The sequence below is a fragment of the Plantibacter sp. Leaf1 genome (assembly GCF_001421315.1).
GTDB lineage: Bacteria > Actinomycetota > Actinomycetes > Actinomycetales > Microbacteriaceae > Plantibacter.
Window position 1 is genome coordinate 955,835 of record NZ_LMJX01000002.1, and the last position, 23,038, is coordinate 978,872.

The 23,038-nt window shown below is 69.7% G+C and carries 19 protein-coding genes and 1 tRNA gene; 4 read left to right on the plus strand and 16 right to left on the minus strand.

Features of this window, described 5'->3' with window-relative positions; translation table 11 throughout:
• Positions 1-3: 3 nt before the first annotated feature.
• From ASE44_RS06730 to mfd, 6 genes are all read right to left on the minus strand, one after another.
• Positions 4-1,002, minus strand: a complete 999-nt coding sequence (locus tag ASE44_RS06730) for an endonuclease/exonuclease/phosphatase family protein (protein ID WP_056778423.1) — start codon at positions 1,000-1,002, stop codon at positions 4-6.
• Between the two features lie 142 nt (positions 1,003-1,144).
• A complete protein-coding gene (hisS, locus tag ASE44_RS06735; protein ID WP_082455874.1) occupies positions 1,145-2,452 on the minus strand; it encodes a histidine--tRNA ligase in 1,308 nt (435 codons plus the stop codon).
• A 52-nt stretch (positions 2,453-2,504) separates the two neighbouring features.
• Positions 2,505-3,185, minus strand: a complete 681-nt coding sequence (locus ASE44_RS06740; RefSeq protein ID WP_056778425.1) for a MazG family protein — start codon at positions 3,183-3,185, stop codon at positions 2,505-2,507.
• On the minus strand, positions 3,182-4,633 hold the full coding sequence (locus tag ASE44_RS06745) for an aldehyde dehydrogenase family protein (protein WP_056778428.1): 1,452 nt from the start codon (positions 4,631-4,633) through the stop codon (positions 3,182-3,184). The genes ASE44_RS06740 and ASE44_RS06745 overlap by 4 nt, the downstream gene beginning before the upstream one ends.
• Positions 4,634-4,686: 53 nt before the next feature.
• Positions 4,687-5,655 carry an alpha/beta fold hydrolase gene (locus ASE44_RS06750; protein WP_056778431.1) on the minus strand — a complete coding sequence of 323 codons (969 nt, stop codon included), beginning with the start codon at positions 5,653-5,655 and terminating at the stop codon, positions 4,687-4,689.
• A 72-nt stretch (positions 5,656-5,727) separates the two neighbouring features.
• Positions 5,728-9,351, minus strand: coding sequence for a transcription-repair coupling factor (gene mfd / locus ASE44_RS06755; protein WP_056778434.1), 3,624 nt, complete (start codon positions 9,349-9,351; stop codon positions 5,728-5,730).
• A gap of 125 nt (positions 9,352-9,476) precedes the next feature.
• Between mfd and folP the strand changes: the two genes are divergently transcribed.
• Positions 9,477-10,415, plus strand: a complete 939-nt coding sequence (folP, locus tag ASE44_RS06760; RefSeq protein ID WP_082455875.1) for a dihydropteroate synthase — start codon at positions 9,477-9,479, stop codon at positions 10,413-10,415.
• 22 nt (positions 10,416-10,437) lie between these two features.
• Complete coding sequence (locus tag ASE44_RS06765) at positions 10,438-11,223, plus strand: pyrimidine reductase family protein (protein ID WP_056778437.1); 786 nt, start codon at positions 10,438-10,440, stop codon at positions 11,221-11,223.
• Positions 11,224-11,274: 51 nt separating this feature from the next.
• Here the strand turns inward: ASE44_RS06765 and pth are convergent, their stop codons facing one another.
• The 3 genes from pth to ASE44_RS06780 all read right to left on the minus strand — a co-directional run bounded on the left by pth (position 11,275) and on the right by ASE44_RS06780 (position 13,271).
• The gene (pth, locus tag ASE44_RS06770; RefSeq protein WP_056007476.1) at positions 11,275-11,856 is read right to left on the minus strand and encodes an aminoacyl-tRNA hydrolase; all 582 of its coding nucleotides are present in this window, start codon (positions 11,854-11,856) and stop codon (positions 11,275-11,277) included.
• Positions 11,857-11,984: 128 nt separating this feature from the next.
• Positions 11,985-12,593, minus strand: coding sequence for a 50S ribosomal protein L25/general stress protein Ctc (locus tag ASE44_RS06775; RefSeq protein ID WP_056007478.1), 609 nt, complete (start codon positions 12,591-12,593; stop codon positions 11,985-11,987).
• Between the two features lie 174 nt (positions 12,594-12,767).
• Complete coding sequence (locus tag ASE44_RS06780) at positions 12,768-13,271, minus strand: gluconokinase (protein ID WP_235522562.1); 504 nt, start codon at positions 13,269-13,271, stop codon at positions 12,768-12,770.
• Between the two features lie 274 nt (positions 13,272-13,545).
• Between ASE44_RS06780 and gndA the strand changes: the two genes are divergently transcribed.
• Positions 13,546-15,006: an NADP-dependent phosphogluconate dehydrogenase gene (gndA, locus tag ASE44_RS06785; protein WP_056007481.1), complete on the plus strand. Its 1,461-nt coding sequence runs from the start codon at positions 13,546-13,548 to the stop codon at positions 15,004-15,006.
• A 136-nt stretch (positions 15,007-15,142) separates the two neighbouring features.
• Here the strand turns inward: gndA and ASE44_RS06790 are convergent, their stop codons facing one another.
• The 3 genes from ASE44_RS06790 to ASE44_RS06800 all read right to left on the minus strand — a co-directional run bounded on the left by ASE44_RS06790 (position 15,143) and on the right by ASE44_RS06800 (position 17,756).
• A complete protein-coding gene (locus tag ASE44_RS06790) occupies positions 15,143-16,120 on the minus strand; it encodes a ribose-phosphate diphosphokinase (RefSeq protein WP_056007484.1) in 978 nt (325 codons plus the stop codon).
• A 35-nt stretch (positions 16,121-16,155) separates the two neighbouring features.
• The gene (gene glmU / locus ASE44_RS06795) at positions 16,156-17,637 is read right to left on the minus strand and encodes a bifunctional UDP-N-acetylglucosamine diphosphorylase/glucosamine-1-phosphate N-acetyltransferase GlmU (protein WP_056778440.1); all 1,482 of its coding nucleotides are present in this window, start codon (positions 17,635-17,637) and stop codon (positions 16,156-16,158) included.
• Between the two features lie 47 nt (positions 17,638-17,684).
• Positions 17,685-17,756, minus strand: a tRNA-Gln gene (locus ASE44_RS06800).
• Positions 17,757-17,869: 113 nt separating this feature from the next.
• Between ASE44_RS06800 and ASE44_RS06805 the strand changes: the two genes are divergently transcribed.
• A complete protein-coding gene (locus ASE44_RS06805; protein WP_056007489.1) occupies positions 17,870-18,364 on the plus strand; it encodes a MarR family winged helix-turn-helix transcriptional regulator in 495 nt (164 codons plus the stop codon).
• On the opposite strand, the gene ASE44_RS06810 is transcribed toward ASE44_RS06805, so the two are convergent.
• From ASE44_RS06810 to ASE44_RS06825, 4 genes are all read right to left on the minus strand, one after another.
• Entirely contained in the window at positions 18,365-19,024 is a 660-nt protein-coding gene (locus ASE44_RS06810) for a methionine ABC transporter permease (RefSeq protein ID WP_056007493.1), read from the minus strand.
• Position 19,025: 1 nt separating this feature from the next.
• Positions 19,026-20,054 (minus strand): methionine ABC transporter ATP-binding protein, encoded by a 1,029-nt coding sequence (locus tag ASE44_RS06815; protein WP_056778443.1) that lies wholly within the window; start codon positions 20,052-20,054, stop codon positions 19,026-19,028.
• Positions 20,055-20,155: 101 nt separating this feature from the next.
• Positions 20,156-21,058, minus strand: coding sequence for a MetQ/NlpA family ABC transporter substrate-binding protein (locus tag ASE44_RS06820; protein ID WP_056778445.1), 903 nt, complete (start codon positions 21,056-21,058; stop codon positions 20,156-20,158).
• 139 nt (positions 21,059-21,197) lie between these two features.
• Positions 21,198-22,997, minus strand: coding sequence for an ABC-F family ATP-binding cassette domain-containing protein (locus ASE44_RS06825; protein WP_056778447.1), 1,800 nt, complete (start codon positions 22,995-22,997; stop codon positions 21,198-21,200).
• Positions 22,998-23,038: the final 41 nt, after the last annotated feature.

Below are 23,038 nucleotides of genomic sequence, written 5' to 3' on the forward strand. Positions count from 1 at the left end.
GCCTCAGCGGTCGAGACGGAAGCTCGAGACGATGCCGTGGTGGTCGCTCCCCTGCGCGTCGCCGACGGCGTTGTGGGTCGCGACCATGCCGCGCACGAACACGTGGTCGAGTCGCATGAGCGGGGTGCCCGCCGGCCAGGTGAGGCCGAACCCGCCCTCGCTCTGATTCGGTTCCGAGACCTCGCTCTGCAACGCGGCGAGCGCGCGGTCGGAGGCGGAGGCGTTGAAGTCGCCCATGACGACGACGCGGTCCCTGGTGTTCGCCGCGACGGCCTCCGCCAGCTCCTCGAGCATCACGTCGCGCTCGGCGTGCGCGCCGGGGCGGGCGGAGTCGGCGTGGATCACGTAGACGCTCACCGCACCCGCCGGCGTCTCCACGACGGCGTTGATCGCCCGATACCAGTCGAGGCCGAGCTTCAGGCCGACCGAGTCCTCGATCGGATACCGGCTCCAGAGGCCGACGGTCCCGGTGACGACGGAGTACGGGTAGGCGGCGTCGAGGGTCGCCGCGAGGGGCTCTCGGTCCTGGTCCTCGATCTCCTGCAGCGCGATGAGGTCGGCCCCGCTCGCCGCGAGCGAGCCCGCGATGACCGCCGGGTCGCCCTCGGGACCGAGGTTCTGGCTGGCGACGGACAGTGAGGCCGCCGCCGGGACGGCTTGCCGCGCATCGCCCAGCGGGACGACGCCCGGCCCGAACAGGAAGCCCCAGACGAGCGTCGGGGCGAGCAGGCCGATGACGGCTCCCGGCGTGCGCGCCACGAGCATCAGGAGGGCGAGGACGGGGAGCACGACCCAGGTCCACGGCAACGCGTTGTCCCACACGAGGCCCAGGCCGAGGACATCCGGCACGAGCGTGTGTGCGGCCGTGAGGAGCGCGAGCGGGACGCCCACGAGCAACGCGATCGTGGTCGCCTTGCGACGGACACGACCGACGCCGCGGCGGACGGGGACGGCCGTCTCCGGCGCGCGGCGCGAGCGCGGCGGGGAGGCCATGGCGGTCATCGGAACCAGTTCTTCGGTCGAGGGGTCGTGAGCGGGCGTCCACCTCGCGGTGCGGTTCCGTCGGAATGCTCCATCCTGCCCCGAAGAGCTGGGCAGGCGCTCGGAAGCGCGCCGTGCGTCGCGGACCTCGTCGCGCGGAGGCTCAGTCGAGCGGCTTGAACTCGAGCGACTCGCGCGTCGAGTCCGCCGCCACGAAGGCGAAGGAACCGAACCCGGCCGCCGTCACGCGCTCGAGGAGCGCTCGGAGGTTCTTCACCCGCGCCTCGAGGCGGACGCGGCGACCCTCGGCGACGAGTCTCGCCTTGAGCGCGACGAGCGTGGCCGGGGCCACGTCGCGGTCGTGCACGAGGACGACGGACTCCCCGGCGGCGTCGCTCGGGAGCTCGACGAGGTCCACGATGCGCTCGAACCCGATCGAGAACCCGGCGGCGGGCACGTCCTGACCCAGGAAGCGACCGATCATCCCGTCGTAGCGGCCGCCACCACCGAGCGAGTATCCGAGATCCGGGTGGGCGATCTCGAAGATCGCACCCGTGTAGTAGCCCATCCCGCGGACGAGGAAGGGGTCGAAGACGAGGGGGTTCGCGAACGGGTCGGCCGGCTGACCCTGGAGCGGGCTCGCCGCGGCAACGGCCTTGCCGAGCGCGTCGAGCTCCGCCACCACGGTGTCGTCCGCGCCGGCCGGCAGGGCCTTCCGGATCGCGCGTTCGCCGAAGGTGTTGAACTCCATCGTCTGCGGACGGGAGAAGAAGGCCTCGAGGGCGTCCACCGCCGCTTCGTCGACACCACGTCCGCGGAGTTCGGCGACCACACCCGCCTCGCCGATCTTGTCGAGCTTGTCGATCGTGATGAGCACCTGCGCGTGCGTCTCGGCGGGGAAGCCCAGGGCGTCGAGCATGCCGATCAGCAGGCGGCGGTCGTTGATGCGCACCGTGGACCCGGTGATCCCGAGTTCGACCAGGGTCGCGAGCGTCGCGGTGATGAGCTCGGCCTCGGCGAGGTTCGAGGCTTCGCCGATGATGTCGATGTCGCACTGCACGAACTGGCGGTACCGGCCCTGCTGCGGGCGCTCGCCGCGCCAGACCGGCGCGATCTGGATGGAGCGGAACACCGGTGGCAGCTCCGCCCGGTGCGAGGCGTAGAACCGCGCGAGCGGCACCGTGAGGTCGAACCGCAACCCGAGGTCGGTGAGCTCGGTCTGGTTCTCGGCCGCGGCCACGATGGCCTCAGGCGTGAGCTTGCGCCGGAGGATGTTGAACGCCATCTTCTCGTTGTCGCCGCCGAGCCCGGAGTGCAGGCGGTCGTACTCCTCGACCACCGGTGTCTCGATCTCGTCGAAGCCGTGCGCGGTGAACACCCGGCGGATGGTGCCCAGCGCGTGCTCCCGACGGGCCTTGTCGGCGGGGAGGAAGTCACGCATGCCGCGCGGCGGGTTCACTGGAGCAGCCATGCCTCAATTCTGGCACGGCGCCGACGGTGTCCAGTGAGGGTGTGACCGGCGATCAGCCGTCCCGGTCGGCCGTCGTCGGTGCCGCACCGGGGCGCTCGGCGTCGAGGACCCGTGCACTGAGCCGACGGACCGCGGTGCGCAGCGCCCGCTCGGCGTCGAGCCCGTCGGCCTTCGCTGCGGCGACCACGGCGAGGAGGTGGTTGCCGAGGGCGTCCTCGTCGGCGAACCGCTCCGCCTCTGGCTCCGGCCGCACGCCGAGCGAGGCGGCCCGGCCGAGCACCTTGTCGGCGAGGGCGAGCGAGGGCATCGCCTGTGGGATCCCCTCGAGGGCGCTCGCCCGCTGCGCCTTCTCGGTCGCCTTCGCGGCGTTCCAGACCCGCAGGACGTCCTCCGGGGTCGGTGCCTGCTCGTCACCGAAGACGTGCGGGTGCCGGTGGACCATCTTGCGGGTGACCGCTTCGGCGACGTCGTCGAAGTCGAACGGTGCGTCCGGGTCGCGTGACGCGATCTCCGCGTGGAAGACGACCTGCCACAGCACGTCACCGAGCTCCTCGACGAGATCCTCGCGCGACCCCGCCTCGACGGCTTCGACGAGTTCGTAGCTCTCCTCGATCAGGTACGGGACGAGCATCCGATGGTCGATGCCCTGCGTCCACACGCACCGGTCGCGGATCTGGCGCATCGCGTCGACGAGGCGCGCACCGGAGGTGTCGCCGACAGGCACACTGCTCATCGGCGCGGTCCGCCGAGACGAGCGTCGCCCGCGCGCCCGGTCCGGGACAGCAGCCGTACGATGCGGTCCCTGGCTTCGGTGAACGGCGGATAGACGAGCGACAGGGTGTCGGGCGAGAGGGGCTTGGAGAACACCGCCTTGGCGTGGCTGAACGTGTCGAAGGAGTGGCGACCGTGGTACGCACCCATCCCGCTCGCTCCCACGCCACCGAACGGCAGTCCGGGGACCATCAGGTGGGCGGCCGGGACGCCGAAGGCGAGTGCCCCGGACGAGGTGTCCCGGGTGAACCGGCGACGGGTGGTCGCGTCGTCGCTGAAGACGTAGAGCGCGAGCGGCTTCTCCCCCGCGCGGATGTGGGCGATGGCCTGCTCGAGACCCGACACGTGGAGGATCGGCAGGATCGGCCCGAAGATCTCCTCCTGCATGATCGCGGCGGACGCGTCGACGCCGTTCACGACCGTCGGGGCGATGTACCGCTGAGATGCGTCCACCACACCGCCGATGACCGGTTCCAGCCCGTCGAGGAGGCCGCTGACCCGCCCGAAGTGTCGGTCGGAGATGATGCGACCGTAGTCGGCGTTCCCGGCGGGATCGGCGCCGTAGAGGTGCGCGACCGCATCGCGCAGGTACGGGACCAGCCGGTCGGCCACGGATTTCGTGGCGAGCACGTAATCGGGGGCGACGCAGGTCTGTCCGGCGTTCATGAGTTTGCCCCACATGATCCGTCGGGCGGCGTCCGCGAGGTCGACCGTGTCATCGATGTAGACCGGCGACTTGCCACCGAGTTCGAGGGTGATCGGCGTCAGGTGCTCCGCCGCCGCCCGGGCGACGACCCGCCCGACGGGGGCCCCTCCCGTGTAGAAGACGTGGTCGAACCGTTCGGCGAGGAGGGCGGTGGCGACCTCCGCATCGCCCTCGACGACCGCGACCGCGCGGTCGTCGAGGTACTCGGGGAGCAGCCGGGCGAGCGCCGCGCTCGTCGCGGGGGCGAGCTCGCTCGGTTTCAGCAGGACGGCGTTCCCGGCGGCGAGCGCTCCGATCATCGGGCCGAGGGACAGTTGGACCGGATAGTTCCACGGCCCGATCACGAGGACGACGCCGACCGGCTCCGCCACGACCGACGCGGAGGCCGGCGCGAGGGTCAGCGGCACGGCCACCCGCCGCGGCTTGACCCAGCGCTTCAGGTGCTTCAGCGTGTGGTCGAGCTCACTGATGAGGAGACCGATCTCGGTGATCTGCGCCTCCGTGCCGCTCTTGCCCAGGTCGGTGGCGAGCGCCCGCTCCAACTCGTCCCCGCGCTCGAGCAGCAGCTGCTTCACCGCACGGAGCTGCCGGATGCGCCAGGCGAGGGGCTTCGTCGCTCCGCGGTCGAAGGCCTGTCGGAGCCGGGCCACGGTGTCGGCGACGACCGTCTCCGGGTCTTGGATCGTCCGGGTACTGGTCGCCATGGGTTCCTCCGACTCGACGGGATCGTGCGCCCCAGCATACGTCCGCCGACCGATCACCCGCGGGGCGGGACGGCTGCCTCATCGACGCCGGCTGCGGCGAGGAAACGCCCGACCCCGGCCGCGATCTCGGGCGATCTCGTGTGGTGCAGGTAGTGGTCGGCGTCGAGCGGGACGACCTCGCCGCGGATGACGCTCGCCGCCTGGTCCTCGTGCAGCGGGAGCCAGCCCTCCACCGTCGGGTTGTGGCGTTGCACGAACAGCAGCACCGGGAGGTCGCTCGGGAAGGTCTTCCCCTTCGCCGCGCGGAAGTTCGCCGCGATGCGGGACATCTCGTCCGACGACGTAGCACTCGAGGTGTTCCGCTGCGAGATCATCCCGAGCTGCTCCCGGGTGTGCCGCTCGTAGGGCGGATCCGGGTACGGGTCTCCCGACAGAGCCGTGACGAGACGGGTGATACCGAGCGCCTTGGCCGCGCGCAGGGCGTCGACCGGCAGGGCCGCGTCCATCCCGGGCTGGTCGGGGACGCTGCTGTCGATACCGACGAACGCCGTCACCTCGTCACGGAACCGCTCGACGTAGTCCAGTGCGTAGATCCCGGCGATGGAGTGCCCCATGAGCATGTACCGGTCGATGCCGAGCGCGGAGACGGCCTCGTGGATCTCGGAGACGATGTTCGTGGTCGTGCGGGGCACGTCGGTCTGGTCGCTGAGCCCGTACCCGAGCGGCTCGACGACGACCACCCGATACGTCGCGGACAGCTCGTCGGTGAGCGGCGAGAAGTCGAGCACGGGCGAACCGGTGCCGAAGCCCGGCAGCAGGACGATCGTCTGCTGGCCCTCCCCCGCCACCTGGACGTTCATGCGTCTGCCGTCGACCTCGACCCGCTGCCCGTAGTCCTCGATGCGCGTGGCCTCGGAAGCCGATGCGGCGGTGTTGACGATGGTGGTCGTGAGGAGCCCGGCGAGCACGAGCGCGACGAGCGACACGACCCCCGTGAGGACGATGCGGAGGAACTTCTTCATCCCTCCACGCTAGGAATGAACGACACCTGTCGGATCAGCCGCGGGTGCCGATCTCGTCGTCCCGAAGTCCCATCAGGACCGCGGCGTCTCGGCCGCAGGTACCTCCGGCAGCGGGTAGATCGCGTTCAGGAACTGCTGCACCCACGCGATGAGGTCCGTGTCGGCCAAGGCTTCATCACCCACCCGCGGCAAGGGCACGATGACCGTGTTCGTCTGAGCCAGGTACTTCGCACCGGGGTACATGCGACGCAACCGGGTCTGGATCGAATCCGGCAGATCCGCGGGCGTGACCCGGAGGTTCGGCCCCACGGCGATGAGGTCGCTGAGTCCGGAACGCTGCGCCCGCTGCCGCAGCCGTGAGACCGCCACGAGCGTGCTCACCTGCGCCGGCGGTTCGCCGTAGCGGTCGGTGAGCTCGTCGATGACGAGGTCGATCTGGCCGTCCTTCGCGGCGGGACCGGAGGCGGCGGACAGCTTCTGGTAGGCCTCGAGCCGCAGGCGCTCGCTGTCCACGTACTCCTCGGGGATGTGCGCGTCGACCGGCAGTTCCAGCCGGAGTTCCGTCTGGCCCTCGGCGACGTCACCGCGGAAGGTGGACACGGCCTCGCCGATCATGCGGAGGTAGAGGTCGAACCCGACACCGGCGATGTGCCCCGCCTGCTCGCCACCCAGCATGTTGCCGGCGCCCCGGATCTCGAGGTCCTTGAGCGCGACCTGCATGCCGCTGCCGAGCTCGTTGTTGGCCGCGATCGTCGACAGGCGGTCGTGGGCGGTTTCGGAGAGGGGCTTGTGCTCGTCGTAGAGGAAGTACGCGTAGGCGCGCTCGCGACCGCGCCCGACCCGCCCGCGGAGCTGGTGCAGCTGACTCAGGCCGTACTTGTCGGCGCGGTCGATGATGATCGTGTTCGCGTTCGAGATGTCGAGGCCGGTCTCGATGATCGTCGTGCAGACGAGGACGTCGAAGCGGCGCTCCCAGAAGTCGACGACGACCTGTTCGAGTGCGGCCTCGCCCAGCTGGCCGTGCGCGATCGCGATCCGCGCCTCCGGGACGAGCTCGGCGAGGTCGGCCGCGACCCGGCTGATCGACGACACACGGTTGTGGACGAAGAAGATCTGCCCCTCGCGGAGGAGTTCGCGCCGGATCGCCGCCGAGACCTGCTTGCCGTTGTACGGCCCGACGAACGACAGGATGGGGTGCCGGTCCTCCGGCGGCGTCGCCAGGGTCGACATCTCCCGGATGCCGGTGACGGCCATCTCGAGCGTGCGCGGGATCGGCGTCGCGCTCATCGCCAGGATGTCGACGTTCGTCTTCAGTTTCTTGAGGGCGTCCTTGTGCTCGACGCCGAACCGCTGCTCCTCGTCGATGATCACGAGACCGAGGTCCTTGAAGTGCACCTTGTCGGTCAGCAGGCGGTGGGTGCCGATGATGACGTCGACCGTGCCGTCCGCCAGTCCGGCGAGCGCCTCCTTCGCCTCCTTGTCGCTCTGGAACCGGCTGAGCGGTCGGAGGTGCACCGGGAATCCGGCGAAGCGCTCCTGGAAGGTCTCGAAGTGCTGCTTGACGAGCAACGTCGTCGGCACGAGCATCGCGACCTGCTTGCCGTCCTGGACCGCCTTGAACGCCGCCCGGACGGCGACCTCCGTCTTGCCGAACCCGACGTCGCCGGACAGGAGGCGGTCCATCGGGATCTCCCGCTCCATGTCGGCCTTGACCTCGTCGATGGTCTGCAGCTGGTCGGGCGTCTCCGCGAACGGGAACGCCTCCTCCAGCTCGCGCTGCCACGGGGTGTCGGGCCCGAAGGCGTGCCCCTTCGACGCCATGCGGGCCGAGTACAGCTTGACGAGCTCGACCGCGATGTCGCGGACGGCCTTGCGCGCCTTGCTCTTGGCCTGGGACCAGTCGCTGCCGCCCATCTTGCTGAGCTGCGGGGCCTCGCCGCCGACGTAGCGCGTGAGGAGGTCGAGCTGGTCGGTGGGGACGAGCAGTTTGTCGCCCGGGTACCCGCGTTTCGACGGCGCGTACTCGAGCACGAGGTACTCACGCGTGCTCTTCACGGGGTTGCGGCCACCGCTCGAGACCTCCCGTTGGGTCATCTCGACGAACTTGCCGATGCCGTGGGTCTGGTGCACGACGAAGTCGCCCGAGCGCAACTGCATCGGGTCGACGACGTTCTTCCGGCGGGTGGCGAGCTTCTTGACGAGTCGCGAGTCGTAGCCGGCGGTCCGCCCGTAGAACTCGGTCTCGCCGAGCAGCATGAGCTTCGAGGGTTCGAGCTCGAAGCCACCCTCGACGTCGGCCTGCAGCAGGTAGGCGACCCCGGGCTCGGGGTCGGCGGGCAGCTCGTCGACCATGCGTGCGGCGATCTCGTGCTCGGCGAGGACGTCGGCGGCTCGCTCGACGAGGCCGACCCCGCGCGCGGCGACGATGACCGTCCAGCCCTCACGGACGCGGGCGGCGACGTGCTCGATCGCGCCCTCGACGTTGCCGTGGAAACTCGGCACCGTGTCGCCCTCGACCGTGACGGTGAGCAGTTCGTCGAGTTCGAGGTGCTCGGGGAGCGTCTCGACGTCGGGCCCGGCACGGAAGCCGCTGAGGGTCCACCACGGGTGGTCGGGGGCCGGAGCCCCTGGCGCACTGAACGTGACGGAGTCCTTCAGCGCCCCGAGCGACATGAAGTCGCCGGACGCGAGGTCGATCGGCGCGTTCGCCCCCACGGTCGCCGCGCTCCAGGCGGCGGCGAGGAACTCGCGGTTCGTCTCGGCGAGGCTGATCGAGCGCGTCACGACGCGCTCCGGTGAGACGACGGCCACGGCCGCGCCGTCCGGCAGGTAGTGCGTCAGCGGCACGAGGCGGTCGACGAGCGCCGGGGTGAGCGACTCCATGCCCTCGACGGCGATGCCCTCCGCGATCTTCTCGAGGATGCCCGTCAGGCTCGGGAACTCGTGCTGCATCTCCGCGGCGCGCTGCCGGACGGCCGGGCTGAGGAGCAGCTCACGCGACGGCGGCAGGCGGATGGCGTCGACCGGCTCGGGCAGCGAGCGCTGGTCGGCCACCGAGAACGCCCGGATGCCGTCGACCTCGTCGCCGAAGAACTCGACCCGGTAGGGGTGGTCCGCGACGGGCGGGAAGACGTCGAGGATGCCGCCGCGCAGCGCGAACTCGCCGCGCCGGGACACCATGTCGACGCGGGTGTACGCCAGCTCGACGAGCCGGAGGGCGATGGCGGCCAGGTCGTGCCCGCGGCCTCCCTGGACGAGCTCGATCGGAGCGGTGTCGGTGAGGTTGTCCGCCACGGGCTGGAGGGCCGCTCGGACCGACGCCACGAGCAGGAACGGACGCTCGCCGGTCCAGGCGCCGAGCCGCCGCAGCGCCTCCAGACGTCGTCCGACGATCTCCGCGCTCGGGCTGAGGCGCTCGTGCGGCAACGTCTCCCAGGCGGGGAACTCCACGATCTCGGCTTCGGGCATGAGGTCGCTGAGCGCGGAGCGGAGTCGCTCCGAGTCGCGGCCGGTCGCCGTCACGACGAGGGCCGCCTGGGATGCACCCTGGCGACCGCGTTCGTCCATGAGCGCCGCGAGGAGCGGGGCACGGAGGCCGTCGATCACGGAGAAGTCCGCGCTCTTGCCCGCGTACGCGAGGGCGTCGTCGATCGTTGCGGCGCGCCGAAGCGCGTGAGTCAAACCCTGAAGCGTCACCGGGACAGCCTACGCCGAGCCACCGACACCGGTGACCGGACGGGCCCGTCCGCCACCGCTGTCAATCGGCTGCGGACGACGCCCCATGCGACGTCCCGGTCCGCCTGACGCGCCATGATTGAACCATGACCAGCACGGAGCCCCGGCCCGACCAGTACGCAGCGGTGGAGCCGGTTCGCGGCTTCCCCCTCCCGCCGATCCGGCAGCCGATCCGCCGGATCGGCGCACGGACGTTCGACTTCTCGAAGCAGGTCGCGGTCATGGCGATCATCAACCGCACCCCCGACTCCTTCTTCGACCAGGGCGCGACGTTCTCGCTCGACCGCGCCGTCGAGGCGGCGGTGACGGCCGCGGAACAGGGCGCGGACTGGGTCGACATCGGCGGCGCGAAGTTCGCCCCCGGTCCGGAGATCCCGGCGGCCGAGGAACTGGACCGCGTCCTCCCGGTGGTCGAGGCCCTTGCCGCTCGCAGCGACGTCGTGATCTCCGTCGACACCTTCCGCCCCGAGGTCGCCGCCGCCTGCATCGCGGCCGGCGCCTCCGTGATCAACGACACGACCGGCATCCACGATCCGGCACTCGCCGACGTGGTCGCCGCGAGCGAGGCGACGCTCGTCATCACGCACAGCCTGGCGAAGCCCCGGCAGCCGCACCCTCGACCGCACTACGACGACGTCGCGCGCGAGGTCGCCGCGTTCCTCGCCGACCGGGTGGAGCTCGCGATCGCACACGGCGTCCCCGAGTCCCGACTCATCGTCGACCCGGGCCACGATCTCAACAAGACCACCGTGCAGACGCTCGAACTGACCCGCCACCTGGGTGAGATCGCCGCACTCGGCTTCCCGACGCTCGCCGCCGTGTCGAACAAGGACTTCATCGGCGAATCCCTGGACCGCCCGAAGACGGAGCGCCTCGAGGGGTCACTCGCCGCGGCGACCGCCTGCATCCTGCTCGGTGCTCGCATCGTGCGCATGCACGCCGTGCCGGAGTCCATCGCCGCCGTGCGCATGGTCGAGGCGATCCTCGGCTTCCGCGCGCCGGTCGCGCCCGTCCACAACCTCTGACCCACACCCCTCGAGGAGCCCGATGAGCACCCCCACCATCACCAGTCTCGTCCCCGGACGGGACGAGGCCATGTCGATCGACGACCTCGTGGCCGCGTACACCGTCGACGATCGCGCCGCCACGACGGTCCGCGTCAACTTCGTGGCGAGCCTCGACGGCGGCGCGACCGTCGACGGCGTCTCCGGAGACCTCGGCGGACCGGCCGACAAGGTCGTGTTCGACATCCTGCGCCGGCTGGCGGACGTCGTCCTCGTCGGAGCGGGCACGGTACGCGACGAGGGGTATGGGGCGATGCGCCTCGACGTCGACGCCGCGACCTGGCGGGACGAACACGACCTCCCGTTGCACCCCGTGTTCGCGATCGTCTCCGGTTCGCTCGACCTGGACCTCCGCTCGGACGTCTTCACCCTCGCTCCCGTCCGCCCGCTCGTCGTCACGACGGATCGGGCCGACCCGGCGAAGCGCGTGGCGATCGAAGCGGTCGCCGACGTCGTCGTGTGCGGCGACGAGCACGTCGAACCGGCGAGGGTGGTCGAGGCGCTCGCGGAACGCGGCCTGCGGCAGATCCTCTGCGAGGGCGGGCCGGCGCTGTTCGGCTCGTTCATCGACGCCGACGCCGTCGACGAGTTCTGCCTGACGATCAGCCCGACCCTCGTCGGTGGCCAGAGCTCGCGGATCTCGGCCGGGCCGTCGCCGGCGGCGCCGCGCGGGTTCCACCTGCAGCACCTCCTGCGTTCGGAGGACCTGCTGCTCTCCCGGTACGTGCGAGCCCGACCGACGTCCACGCCGGAGTCGTCTACCCGGTGACCCGGCCCCGGGACACCACCGTGGCTCCGACGACCCCGCAGCTCGCGGGAGTCAGGCCCCGTGGAACCGGGTCTGGGCCGCCAGCAGCCCTTCGGACACGAGGAGCTCGACCGCGTCCGCCCCGTCCGAGACGAGCATCGGAAGCTGCTCCCGCTCCGTCCCCGCGAAGTCCTTGAGGACGAAGTCGGCTGCGTCCTGACGGCCGGGCGGGCGGCCGATGCCGACGCGCACCCGCGAGAACTCCGGGGTCTTCAGAGCCGCAGCGATGTCGCGGATGCCGTTGTGGCCACCGTGGCCGCCGCCCTGCTTGAGCTTGATGGAGTCGAACGGGATGTCGAGCTCATCGTGGACGGCGATGACGTGGTCGGGCTCCACCGAGAAGAACTGGGCGAGCGCCGCGGTCGGCCCACCGGACAGGTTCATGTAGCTGTTCGGCTTCGCGAGGATGAGCTTCGGACCGCCGGGGACGAGTCGTCCCTCCGCCACGCGGGCGTTGCCCTTGTGGCTCTTGAAGGTGCCACCGATCCGCTTCGCGAGTTCGTCGAGGACCATCTGTCCGACGTTGTGCCGGTTGCGGGCGTACTGCTCGCCAGGGTTGCCGAGCCCGACGACGAGCCATGTGTCTGCAGCCATGCTGCCTTCCTGATCGAACGCCTCGGTACGCCCGGTGAGACCGGCCAGAAACCGAGCGAACCTGCCGCCTGCCATGCCCCGAGACTATCGGGGCCGGCGGGCGACAGGTTCGTCTGCTGGGGTGGTGACTACTCTGCGGCCTCGGCTGCGGTCTCCTCGGCGGCGGCCTCAGCGGCCTCCGTCTCCTCGTCGGCCGGAGCGGACGGCACGGTGATCGCGACGATGAGGACGTCGGCCTCGGTGATGAGCGACGCGCCCTTCGGGAGCTCGAGGTCGCCGGCCAGGATCTGGGCGCCCTCTTCGAGGCCCTCGACGCTGATGGTGACGCGCTCGGGGATGTGGGTGGCCTCGACCTCGAGGCTGACCGTGGTGGCGTCCTGGTTGAGGATGGTGCCGGCAGCGGACTCGCCCTCGATGGTGACGGGGATGTCGACCTGGACCTTCTCGCCCTTCTTGACGACGATGAGGTCGAGGTGCTCGATGATCTGGCGCACCGGATCCTTCTGGACGTCCTTCACCAGGGCGAGCTGGCCCTTGCCGTCGATGTCGAGCTCGAGGACCGCGTTCGACTTGCGGAGGATGAGCAGCATCTGGTGGCCGGGCAGCGAGACGTGCACGGGCTCGGTGCCGTGGCCGTAGAGCACGGCCGGGATCTTGCCGAGGGCACGGAGCTTGCGGGCTGCGCCCTTACCGAACGATTCGCGGAGTTCCGCGGCTACCTTCAGGTCTTCAGACATGATGTTCTCCTCACGGGTCTTGCACCCGGTTGGTCGTGCCGCGACGCTGCGCGGCGGAATGGATGAGTCAACTCGAACGCGTATCTGCGTGAGGAAAAGCCGGAAGCCAGACCACCGCGTCGATCACGGAAGCTGCCACGGGCCGCTTCCCTCGCCGAAGTTCAATGGGAGAGTCTACCGCACGGCCTGGAGGCCCGCGACCGCCTCGTCCACGATCTCGTCGACGGTCGCGTCGACGTCGACGATGAACCCCGGCTCGTCGGCGTCGAGCTCCTCGAGCAGCGCGAACTGCGAGTCGAGCAGCGACGGGGGCATGAAGTGCCCGCTCCGGCCCTCCATGCGGCGGCCGAGCACCTCGCGCGAGCCGTGCAGCAGGACGAACCGCACGCCCGGCGCCTCCGCGAGGATCGCCTCGCGGTACACACGGCGGAGCGCCGAGCAGGCCATCACGAGCCCGGTGTCCTCGGCGTCGGCGAGCGCCTTGCCCACGAGGGCCAACCACGGCCACCGGTCGGGGTCCTCGAGCGGTGTCCCCGCCGCCATCTTGCGGACGTTCTCGAGCGGGTGCAGCGCGTCGGCGTCGACGAACGGCACACCCAGCCGATCGGCGATGAGGACGCCCGTCGTGCTCTTCCCGGACCCGGACACGCCCATGACGACGACGAGCGGTGCATTCACACGGAACCCCCTGCGGTCTCCGGCCGGTGACCGGTGGCCGGCTCGTCCGACCAGGACAGCACGATACCCGACCGCCGTCGGAGCCCACCTGATCGACCCGGGACCACACCGCCCTCGGAGGTCACTGAGAGGTGCGGGAACACCTCCCTTTGCTACGGTTGCAGCACGGGCCGTGCCCGGATCGACGAGGGCGTCACTGCTGTCACACCGCCGCCGGATCGAGCCCCGAGCACTCGGAACGCCTCCCGCATCACCCACTCTGAAGGAGAACCACATGGTGAACACCGCCGAAGCGCACGCCAACATCGGCGTCGTCGGTCTGGCCGTCATGGGCAGCAACCTCGCTCGCAACCTGGCGAGCCGCGAGGGCAACACGGTCGCCGTGTACAACCGCTCCCCCGAACGCACCGAGCTGCTCGTGTCCGAGCACCCCGAGGCCGGTTTCGTGGCGTCGAAGACCATCGAGGAGTTCGCCGCTTCGCTGTCGAAGCCGCGGACGGCGATCATCATGGTGCAGGCGGGCAAGGGCACCGACGCCGTCATCCAGCAGCTCACCGAGGTGTTCGAGCCGGGCGACATCATCGTCGACGGCGGCAACGCGCTCTTCACCGACACCATCCGTCGCGAGCACGCGGTTCGCGAGACGGGCATCAACTTCGTCGGCGCCGGCATCTCCGGTGGCGAAGAGGGCGCCCTGAAGGGTCCCTCGATCATGCCTGGCGGCTCCGCCGAGGCGTGGGAGACCCTGGGCCCGATCCTCAAGTCGATCGCCGCGGTCGCCGAGGGCGAGCCGTGCGTGACCCACGTCGGCACCGACGGCGCCGGTCACTTCGTGAAGATGATCCACAACGGCATCGAGTACGCCGACATGCAGCTCATCGCCGAGGCCTACGACCTCATCCGCCGTGGGACGGGCAAGTCGCCCGCCGAGATCGCGGAGATCTTCGCCGAGTGGAACCGCGGCACCCTCGAGAGCTACCTCATCGAGATCACCGCCGAGGTCCTCAAGCAGGTGGACGCCAAGACCGGGCAGCCGCTCATCGACGTCATCCTCGACCAGGCCGGCGCCAAGGGCACTGGCGCCTGGACGGTGCAGACGGCCCTCGATCTCGGCATCCCCGTGTCCGGCATCGCCGAGGCCGTGTTCGCCCGCTCGCTCTCGTCGAAGCCGGCGCAGCGCGCCGCGGCCCGCGAACTCGCCGGCCCCTCCGAGGAGTGGACGGTCGCCGACCCCGACCAGTTCGTCGAGGACGTGCGCCAGGCGCTCTACGCCTCGAAGATCATCGCCTACTCGCAGGGCTTCGACGAGATCGTCGCCGGCGCCGAGCAGTACGGCTGGGACATCAAGAAGGGCGAGATCGCGAAGATCTGGCGCGGTGGCTGCATCATCCGTGCGCAGTTCCTCAACCGCATCACGGAGGCCTACGAGGAGAACCCCGAGCTCGTCGCCCTCGTGACGGCACCGTACTTCAGCGACGCCGTCGCCGAGGCGCAGGACAGCTGGCGTCGCGTGGTCGTCGCGGCTGCCCAGGCCGGGATCCCCTCCCCCGCGTTCTCCTCGTCGCTGTCGTACTACGACGGGCTCCGCGCCGAGCGTCTGCCCGCAGCGCTCGTGCAGGGGCAGCGTGACTTCTTCGGCGCACACACCTACAAGCGCGTCGACCTCGACGGCACCTTCCACACGCTGTGGTCGGGCGACCGCAGCGAGGTCGAGCAGGAGGGCTCGAGCCACTAGCTCCCAGCCCCTGAACACGCGGAACGCCCGGTCCTCCTCGGACCGGGCGTTCTCCGTTGCTCCGGCTCTCCGGCGGCACGCGAAACGCCCGGTCCGTGACGGACCGGGCGTTTCGCGTCGCTCTGGCGGTTCGGCCTTATGCGGCGCCGTCGAACATGCTCGTCACGGAGCCGTCGTCGAAGACCTCGTGGATCGCGCGGGCGATGAGCGGGGCGATCGAGAGGACGGTGAGCTTGTCGAAGCGCTTCGCCTCGTCGACCGGCAGCGTGTCGGTGACGACGACGGAGTCGATCGCTTCGCTCTGCAGGAGCTCGACCGCGGGGTCGGAGAACACGGCGTGCGTGGCGGCGACGACGACGCCGATCGCTCCGGCGTTCTTGAGCGCCTCGGCCGCCTTGACGATCGTGCGACCGGTATCGATGAGGTCGTCGACGAGGAGGCACACGCGCCCTTCGACCTGTCCGACGATCTCGTGGACGCTGACCTGGTTCGGCACCAGCGGGTCGCGACGCTTGTGGATGATCGCGAGGGGCGCACCGAGCTTGTCGCTCCAGATGTCGGCGACGCGAACACGGCCCATGTCGGGCGAGACGACGGTCAGCGTCGACGGGTCGAGCTTCGCGCGGAAGTGCTCGAGGAGGACCGGCATGGCGAAGAGGTGGTCGACGGGGCCGTCGAAAAAGCCCTGGATCTGCGCGGCGTGGAGGTCGACCGACATGATGCGGTCGGCACCGGCGGCCTTGAAGAGGTCGGCGACGAGACGGGCCGAGATCGGCTCGCGGCCACGACCCTTCTTGTCCTGGCGGGCGTACGGGTAGAACGGGGCGACGACAGTGATGCGCTTCGCGCTCGCCCGCTTCGCCGCATCGACCATGATGAGCTGCTCCATGAGCCACTCGTTGATCGGAGCGGTGTGGGACTGGATGACGAAGACGTCGGTCCCGCGGATGCTCTCGTCGTACCGCGCATAGATCTCGCCGTTGGCGAAGGTCCTGGCGTCGGTGGGCAGGAGCTCGGAATCGAGTTCTGCGGCGATCGCCTCGGCGAGTTCCGGGTGGGCTCGTCCGGAGACGAGGACCAGCTGCTTCTTGTTGTCCGCCGTGATGCCTGACACAGACCCTGCCTTCTGCCGGAATCCTCCGGCCTCACTCACGAGTCGACGTTACCAGCCGCAGCCGAGTCGCCCGACACGGGATCCACGGCCGGAGGCGCCGTCGCCGCGGCTGCAGCCGACGCCGCCGCGGTACCCGGGCGCTTCTGCTCCACCCAGCCTTCGACGTTCCGCTGCTGTGCGACCGTCAGGGCGAGCGCTCCGGCGGGGACGTCCTTGCGGATGACCGAACCGGCTCCCGAGTACGCACCGTCGCCGACGCTGACCGGAGCGACGAGCGTGTTGTGCGCACCGGTGCGGACATGGGACCCGATGGTCGTGCGGTGCTTGTGCACGCCGTCGTAGTTCGAGGTGATGGTGCCCGCGCCGACGTTCGACTCGACGCCGATCTCGGTGTCACCGATGTAGCTGAGGTGCGGGACCTTGCTCCCCTCGCCGATCTGCGCGTTCTTCGTCTCCACGAAGGTGCCGATCTTGCCGCGCTCGCCGAGCACGGTGCCGGGGCGGAGGTAGGCGAACGGGCCGACCTCGGCACCAGCGCCGATGACCGACAGCGTCGCGTCCGTCCGGCGCACCCGAGCACCCGGACCGACCTCGGTGTCGACGAGCGTCGTGTCCGGACCGATCGTCGCGCCGGACTCGACGACCGTGGCTCCGAGGATCTGCGTGCCCGGCAGCAGGGTGACGTCGGCGTGCAGTCGCGCCTTGATGTCGATCCACGTCGTCGCCGGGTCCTGGACGGTCACGCCGGCGAGCTGCCAGGCGCGCACGAGGAGGGCGTTGAGCTTCGCCGCAGCGGCGCTCAGCTGCGCGCGGTCGTTGATGCCCTCGACGAGCCAGGAGTCGCTCACCGGGAGCGCCGAGACCTCGGACCCGGCACGCCGGAGCAGGCCGATGACGTCCGTGAGGTACTTCTCACCCTGCGCGTTGTCGGTCGTGACCTCGGCCAACGCGTCGCGGAGCTGGCCCACCCCGAAGAGGTAGACACCGGCGTTGATCTCGTTCACGGCACGCTCGGCGTCGGTCGCGTCCTTCTGCTCGACGATGTAGTCGAGCGCCCCGGCGTCGGTCCGGATGATCCGCCCGTAGCCCGTCGCGTCGTCCGGCACGGCCGAGAGGATCGTCGCGGCGACGTCGTGGTTGCGGTGGCGTTCGATCAGTGTCGTGAGCGTCGCGGCGTTCAGCAACGGGACGTCGCCGTTCACGACGAGGACGTCACCGTCGAAGTCGTCGGGCAGCGCCACGAGCGCCTGCTCGACCGCGCGGCCGGTGCCGGGGACCTCGTCCTGGTCGACGATCGTCGCGCCGGGGAGTTCGACCTCGATGGCCTCGACGAGCCGGTCGCGCTCGTGGCGGACGACGGCGATGACGTGCGCGGCGTCGAGCGAACGCGCCGTCGCGAGCACGTGCCCGACGATCGGGACGCCACCGAGCGGATGCAGCAGTTTCGGCGTCGCCGACTTCATGCGGGTTCCCTGGCCAGCGGCCAGGATGATGATGGCCAGACGGTCGTCGGTCACGTGTGCTCCCCCTCGGTCCGGGCACTCGCCCGGTCGGTGATCGGTCGCTCCGCCACCAGGATTCGAACCTGGACCGAACAGCTCCAAAGGCTGCCGTGCTGCCGTTACACTATGGCGGACCACTCAGCCTGACGGCGGAGCGTGGTCAATTCTGCCATGGATGGGCGACCATCGATTCAGCACCCGGCACTCGATTCGGGCCCGGTCGCCGCTGTGCCTCGATAATGGTGGGATGCCAGCTAGCACCGATGAGGTCGACCGCATCGTCGACGCGTGGAACCGCGAGCGCCCGGACCTCGACTTCTCGCCACTCCAGGTCCTCTCGCGCGTCGCCCGGCTGTCCCGCCACCTCGACCGTGCGCGTCGGGCGGCCTTTACCCGGTCGAACCTCGAGCCCTGGGAGTTCGACGTCCTCGCCGCCCTCCGACGTGCCGGTTCTCCGTACCGGTTGAGCCCGAAGGCACTCCTGCTGCAGACGCTCGTCTCGAGCGGGACGATGACGAACCGCATCGACCGTCTCGTCGAGCGTGGACTCGTCGAGCGGCAGGGCGACCCCAACGACGGCCGGGGCATCCTCGTCCAGATGACCAACGCCGGCCTCAACACCGTCGACGCCGCCATCACCAGGCTGGTCGACGCCGAGGCCGACCTCCTGGGTGGCCTGAGCGGCGCTGAGCAGACCAGGCTGACCGTGTTGCTCCGGAAGCTCAGCCTCGACTTCGACTAGCTAGCGGCGGAGGACCTTCCGCGCCAACCAGTTGCCGAAGAACTGGATGAGCTGGACGAGCAGGATGATGATGATCACCGCGGCCCAGGTCACGACCGGCTCGAACTGCCGGAACCCGTACTGGATCGCGAAGGCGCCGAGCCCACCGCCGCCGATGAAGCCGGCCACCGCAGACATGTCGACGATGACGACGAACACGAAGGTGTAGCCGAGGATCAGCGGCCCGAGCGCCTCCGGCAGGACGATGCTCAGGAGCGTGCGGAGCCGGCTCGCGCCCGCGGCCCGTGAGGCCTCGATGACGCCGGGCGACACCGTCAGCAGGTTCTGCTCGACGATGCGGCTGATACCGAAGGTCGCGGCCAGGGAGATGATGAAGATGAAGGCGTTCGCCCCGATCCCGGTGCCGATCACAAGTCGCGAGAGCGGCTGCGCGGCGGCCAGGAAGATGATGAACGGGATCGGACGGAAGATGTTCACGATCACGTTGAGCACGCCGTAGAGCACCGGGTGCGAGTAGAGGTTGCCGGGCCGGGTGACGTACAGACCGGTCCCGACGACGAGGCCGGCGATGCCACCGAAGAGGAGGCTGAAGGAGACGAGGTACAGGGTCTCGACGGTCGCGTCGCCGAGCTTCGGCAGGAGGTCGATGAGGGCGTCCATGTCAGCGCACCTCCGTCACGGTGGCCTGCGATCCGATGGCGGTCAACGCCCCGTCGATCGTGGCGTCGTCGCCGCGGAGCGCGAGCGTCAGGTGCCCGAACGCGCGCCCCTGGATGTCGTTGATGCCGCCGTAGACGAGTTCGAAGTCGACGCCGGCCTGCGCCAGCGTGAGGAAGACGCCGGCCTGGGACGCGTCGCCGTCACGGAAGGACAGGGTGACGATGCGTCCGACGTGGCGTTCCTGGAGGACGGCGAGCTCGGCCGGCGACGGGACACCCTTGATGACCGTCGAGACGAAGCGCTTGGACGCCGCGTGCTGCGGGTCGGAGAAGACCTCGAAGACGTCGCCCTGCTCGATGACCTTGCCACGCTCCATGACGGCGACCTTGGTCGCGAGCGACTGGATCACCTCCATCTCGTGGGTGATCACGACGATCGTGACGCCGAGGTCGCGGTTGACCTGCTTGAGCAGGGCGAGCACCTCCTGCGTCGTCTCGGGGTCGAGCGCGCTCGTCGCCTCATCGGCGAGCAGGATCCGGGGCGAGGTCGCGAGCGCCCGGGCGATGCCCACGCGTTGCTTCTGTCCGCCGGAGAGCTGGTCCGGGTAGTTGTCCGCCTTATCGGCGAGGCCGACGAACTTCAGGAGCTCGTCCACCCGCGTTCGTACCTCGGAGCGTGAGCGTCCGGCGACCTCGAGGGGGTACGCGATGTTCTTGCGGACCGACTTCGAGTTGAAGAGGTTGAACTGCTGGAAGATCATCCCGATGCCGAGTCGCAGCCGGCGGAGCCCGCTCTCCGAGAGCGTCGTCACCTCGGTCCCGTCGACGACGATGCTGCCGGACGTCGCCGGCTCGAGCGCGTTGATGAGCCGCACGAGCGTGGACTTCCCGGCTCCCGAGTAGCCGATGATGCCGAAGACGTCACCGGCCTCGATGTCGAGGTCGACGCCGTCGATCGCTGCGATCGGTGGGGCGCCCTTCTGCGGAGACGGGTAGCGTTTCGCGACGTCTCGGAGGCTGACGAGTGGCATGCGGGTGTCCTCGGGGTGGGGCGGTCAGCGGGCGGGGAAACGACGATGCGTTCCTACGGGGGCGGGTGACAGCCTCCCACAGGAACGCATCGGACGCTGGATCAGCCCTTGGCCTTGATGTCCTTCTGGACGGTCTCGAGCGACTGCACGAGGTCCTTGACCGGTGTCTTCAGGGGCACGGCCGTGCCACCGGAGTTCTCCACGACGCCGTCGACGACGGACTTCGTGTCCTGGTAGATCTTCACGAGCTTCGCGTACGTCTCACTGTCGGCGTCGGCGGCCTTCGCGGCGAAGATGTTGACGTACGGCAGGGCGTTCGGGTCGGACGGGTCGTCCTCGGCGATCGCGTCGGACGCCTTCAGGCCGGAGTCGTTGATGAAGTCGTTGTTGATGATCGCGCCGGTGACGTCGGGCAGCGAGGTCGGCGTGAGCGAAGCCTCGAGCGAGGTGACGGTGACCTTCGACTTGTCGGCGATGATGTCGTCGGGCGTCGAGAAGATGTTGCCGCCGTCCTTGAGCTCGAGGAGGCCGGCCGACTGCAGGACGAGGAGGGCGCGCGCCTGGTTGCTCTCGTCGTTCGGGATGGCGATCGTGTCGCCCTTCTTGATGTCCTTCACGCTGTCGACCTTGGTCGAGTAGAGACCGAGCGGGTAGATCGCGGTCGAACCGATGGGCGTGAGGTCTTCGCCGGAGGCCTCGTTGTACTGCGCGAGGTAGACGATGTGCTGGAACTGGTTGATGTCGATCTCGCCCTCGGTGAGCGCGGGGTTCGGCTGCGTGTACTCACCGAAGTCGACGATGTCGACGAAGATGCCCTCCTTCTCGGCGGCCTCCTTGTAGGTCTCCCAGTAGGGGTCGCTCGCGCCGACGACGCCGATCTTGACGGGGTTCGCCTCGGTGCCCTTGTCTTCGGCGGCGGCGCCTGAACCGCCGGCGCATCCGGCGAGGAGCGCGATGGCGGGGATGATGGCCAGTCCGGCCAGAAGCTTCTTCGAGAAGGTCATTGCTGTGATTCCTCTTTCGGGTGGTGCGCGCCGGTGGACGCTGATTCGACGGTACGTCGGCCTAGCAGGGATGACGAACCGGTGCGTAACACTTCGGAACAGAGCGACGGATGCGGTCGATCGCGGTCGACGACGGCGACTATTCGACGAGCTCGGACAGCTCCAGCCAGCGCACCTCGAGGTCGGCGATCTCGCCGTACATGGCCTGGATCTTGGCGCCGAGCGCCGTGATCCCGGCGAAGTCGTTCTGGTCGTGGACCGCGACCTTCTCGTGCGCCTGCTCGATCTGGCCGTTGAGCTTGTGGAGCTTGCGGTCGATCGCCTTGATCTCCTGCTGCGCGTTCCGCAGCTCCGCACCGCTCAACGTCGGCGTCTTCTTCGTCGGACCGCCGCCCGAGGCCGTCGGGCGGTCGTGCTCCTGCGAGCGGCTGCCGGCGGTCCCGGCGTTGAGCTTCAGGTACTGGTCGATGCCACCGGGGAGGTGGCGGAAGTGGCCGTCCATGATCGCGTACTGCTGGTCCGTCACGCGCTCGAGGAAGTACCGGTCGTGCGAGACGACGAGCAGGGTGCCGGGCCACGAGTCGAGGAGGTCCTCCATGGCCGCGAGCATGTCCGTGTCGAGGTCGTTGGTGGGCTCGTCGAGGACGAGGACGTTCGGCTCGTCGAGCAGGATGAGCAGCAGTTGCAGACGTCGACGCTGGCCACCCGAGAGGTCCTTCACCGGGGTCGACAGCTGGGCGCTCGTGAAGCCGAGGCGTTCGAGCAGCTGCCCGGGGGTCATCTCCTTGCCACCGGCGACGTAGCTCGTGCGCTTGCGTCCGATGACGTCGCTCACGCGGTCCTGCTCGTACTCGGCGAGCTCGTCGAGCTGCTGCGTCAGCGTGGCGACCTGCACGGTCTTGCCGCGCTTGACGCGCCCCTCGGTGGCCTCGACCTCGCCGGTGACGAGTCCGAGGAGCGTCGACTTGCCGGCGCCGTTGACACCGAGGATGCCGGTGCGCTCACCCGGGGCGATGCGCCACTCGACGTCCTTGATGATCGTGCGGTCGCCGTAGGACACGGTGACGTCGAGGATGTCGACGACGTCCTTCCCGAGCCGGGCGGTCGCCATACCGGCGAGCTCGACCGCGTTCCGGACCGGGGGTTCGTCGGCGATGAGCGCGTTGGCCGCTTCGATGCGGAACTTGGGCTTGGCCGTCCGCGCAGGGGCGCCGCGGCGCAACCACGCCAGCTCCTTCTTCATGAGGTTCTGACGCTTCGCCTCGGACACGGCTGCCGAGCGGTCGCGCTCGACGCGCTGGAGCACGTACGCCGCGTACCCGCCCTCGAAGGGCTCGACGATGCGGTCGTGCACCTCCCAGGTGGCGGTGCAGATCGCGTCGAGGAACCACCGGTCGTGGGTCACGACGAGCAGGCCGCCCGAGTTCCTGGACCAGCGACGGTTCAGGTGTTCGGCGAGCCAGGTGATCCCCTCGACGTCGAGGTGGTTGGTCGGCTCGTCGAGGAAGAGGATGTCGTGGTCGCCGACGAGGAGCGCCGCGAGCGCCACCCGACGACGCTGACCACCGCTGAGATCGGCGACGAGGGCATCCCAGGCGATGTCCGAGGCGAGGCCGGAGATGACGTCGCGGACCTTCGGGTCGCCCGCCCACTCGTGCTCGTCGAACCCGCCGACGATCGTCTGGCCGACGGTCTTGTCGTGATCGAGCGTGTCGGACTGGTCGAGCACGCCGACCGTGACGCCGTTGCGCACGGTGACCCGACCGGAGTCGGGCTCCTTCCGCCCCGCGAGGAGCCCGAGGAGCGTGGACTTGCCGTCGCCGTTGCGGCCGACGATGCCGATGCGGTCGCCCTCGTTCACCCCGATCGTGATGCCGTCGAAGACGACTTTGGTCGGGTACTCGAGGTGGAGCGCTTCAGCGCCGAGAAGGTGTGCCATATCCGGTCTACGATACCGGCTCCGGCGACGCGCGGCCTCCG

Coding starts and splice junctions, on each gene's coding strand:
- ASE44_RS06730 (WP_056778423.1), bottom strand. CDS start 1,002: ATGACCGCCATGGCCTCCCCGCCGCGCTCGCGCCGCGCGCCGGAGACG.
- hisS (WP_082455874.1), bottom strand. CDS start 2,452: ATGGCTGCTCCAGTGAACCCGCCGCGCGGCATGCGTGACTTCCTCCCC.
- ASE44_RS06740 (WP_056778425.1), bottom strand. CDS start 3,185: ATGAGCAGTGTGCCTGTCGGCGACACCTCCGGTGCGCGCCTCGTCGAC.
- ASE44_RS06745 (WP_056778428.1), bottom strand. CDS start 4,633: ATGGCGACCAGTACCCGGACGATCCAAGACCCGGAGACGGTCGTCGCC.
- ASE44_RS06750 (WP_056778431.1), bottom strand. CDS start 5,655: ATGAAGAAGTTCCTCCGCATCGTCCTCACGGGGGTCGTGTCGCTCGTC.
- folP (WP_082455875.1), top strand. CDS start 9,477: ATGACCAGCACGGAGCCCCGGCCCGACCAGTACGCAGCGGTGGAGCCG.
- ASE44_RS06765 (WP_056778437.1), top strand. CDS start 10,438: ATGAGCACCCCCACCATCACCAGTCTCGTCCCCGGACGGGACGAGGCC.
- pth (WP_056007476.1), bottom strand. CDS start 11,856: ATGGCTGCAGACACATGGCTCGTCGTCGGGCTCGGCAACCCTGGCGAG.
- ASE44_RS06775 (WP_056007478.1), bottom strand. CDS start 12,593: ATGTCTGAAGACCTGAAGGTAGCCGCGGAACTCCGCGAATCGTTCGGT.
- gndA (WP_056007481.1), top strand. CDS start 13,546: ATGGTGAACACCGCCGAAGCGCACGCCAACATCGGCGTCGTCGGTCTG.
- ASE44_RS06805 (WP_056007489.1), top strand. CDS start 17,870: ATGCCAGCTAGCACCGATGAGGTCGACCGCATCGTCGACGCGTGGAAC.
- ASE44_RS06810 (WP_056007493.1), bottom strand. CDS start 19,024: ATGGACGCCCTCATCGACCTCCTGCCGAAGCTCGGCGACGCGACCGTC.
- ASE44_RS06815 (WP_056778443.1), bottom strand. CDS start 20,054: ATGCCACTCGTCAGCCTCCGAGACGTCGCGAAACGCTACCCGTCTCCG.
- ASE44_RS06820 (WP_056778445.1), bottom strand. CDS start 21,058: ATGACCTTCTCGAAGAAGCTTCTGGCCGGACTGGCCATCATCCCCGCC.
- ASE44_RS06825 (WP_056778447.1), bottom strand. CDS start 22,997: ATGGCACACCTTCTCGGCGCTGAAGCGCTCCACCTCGAGTACCCGACC.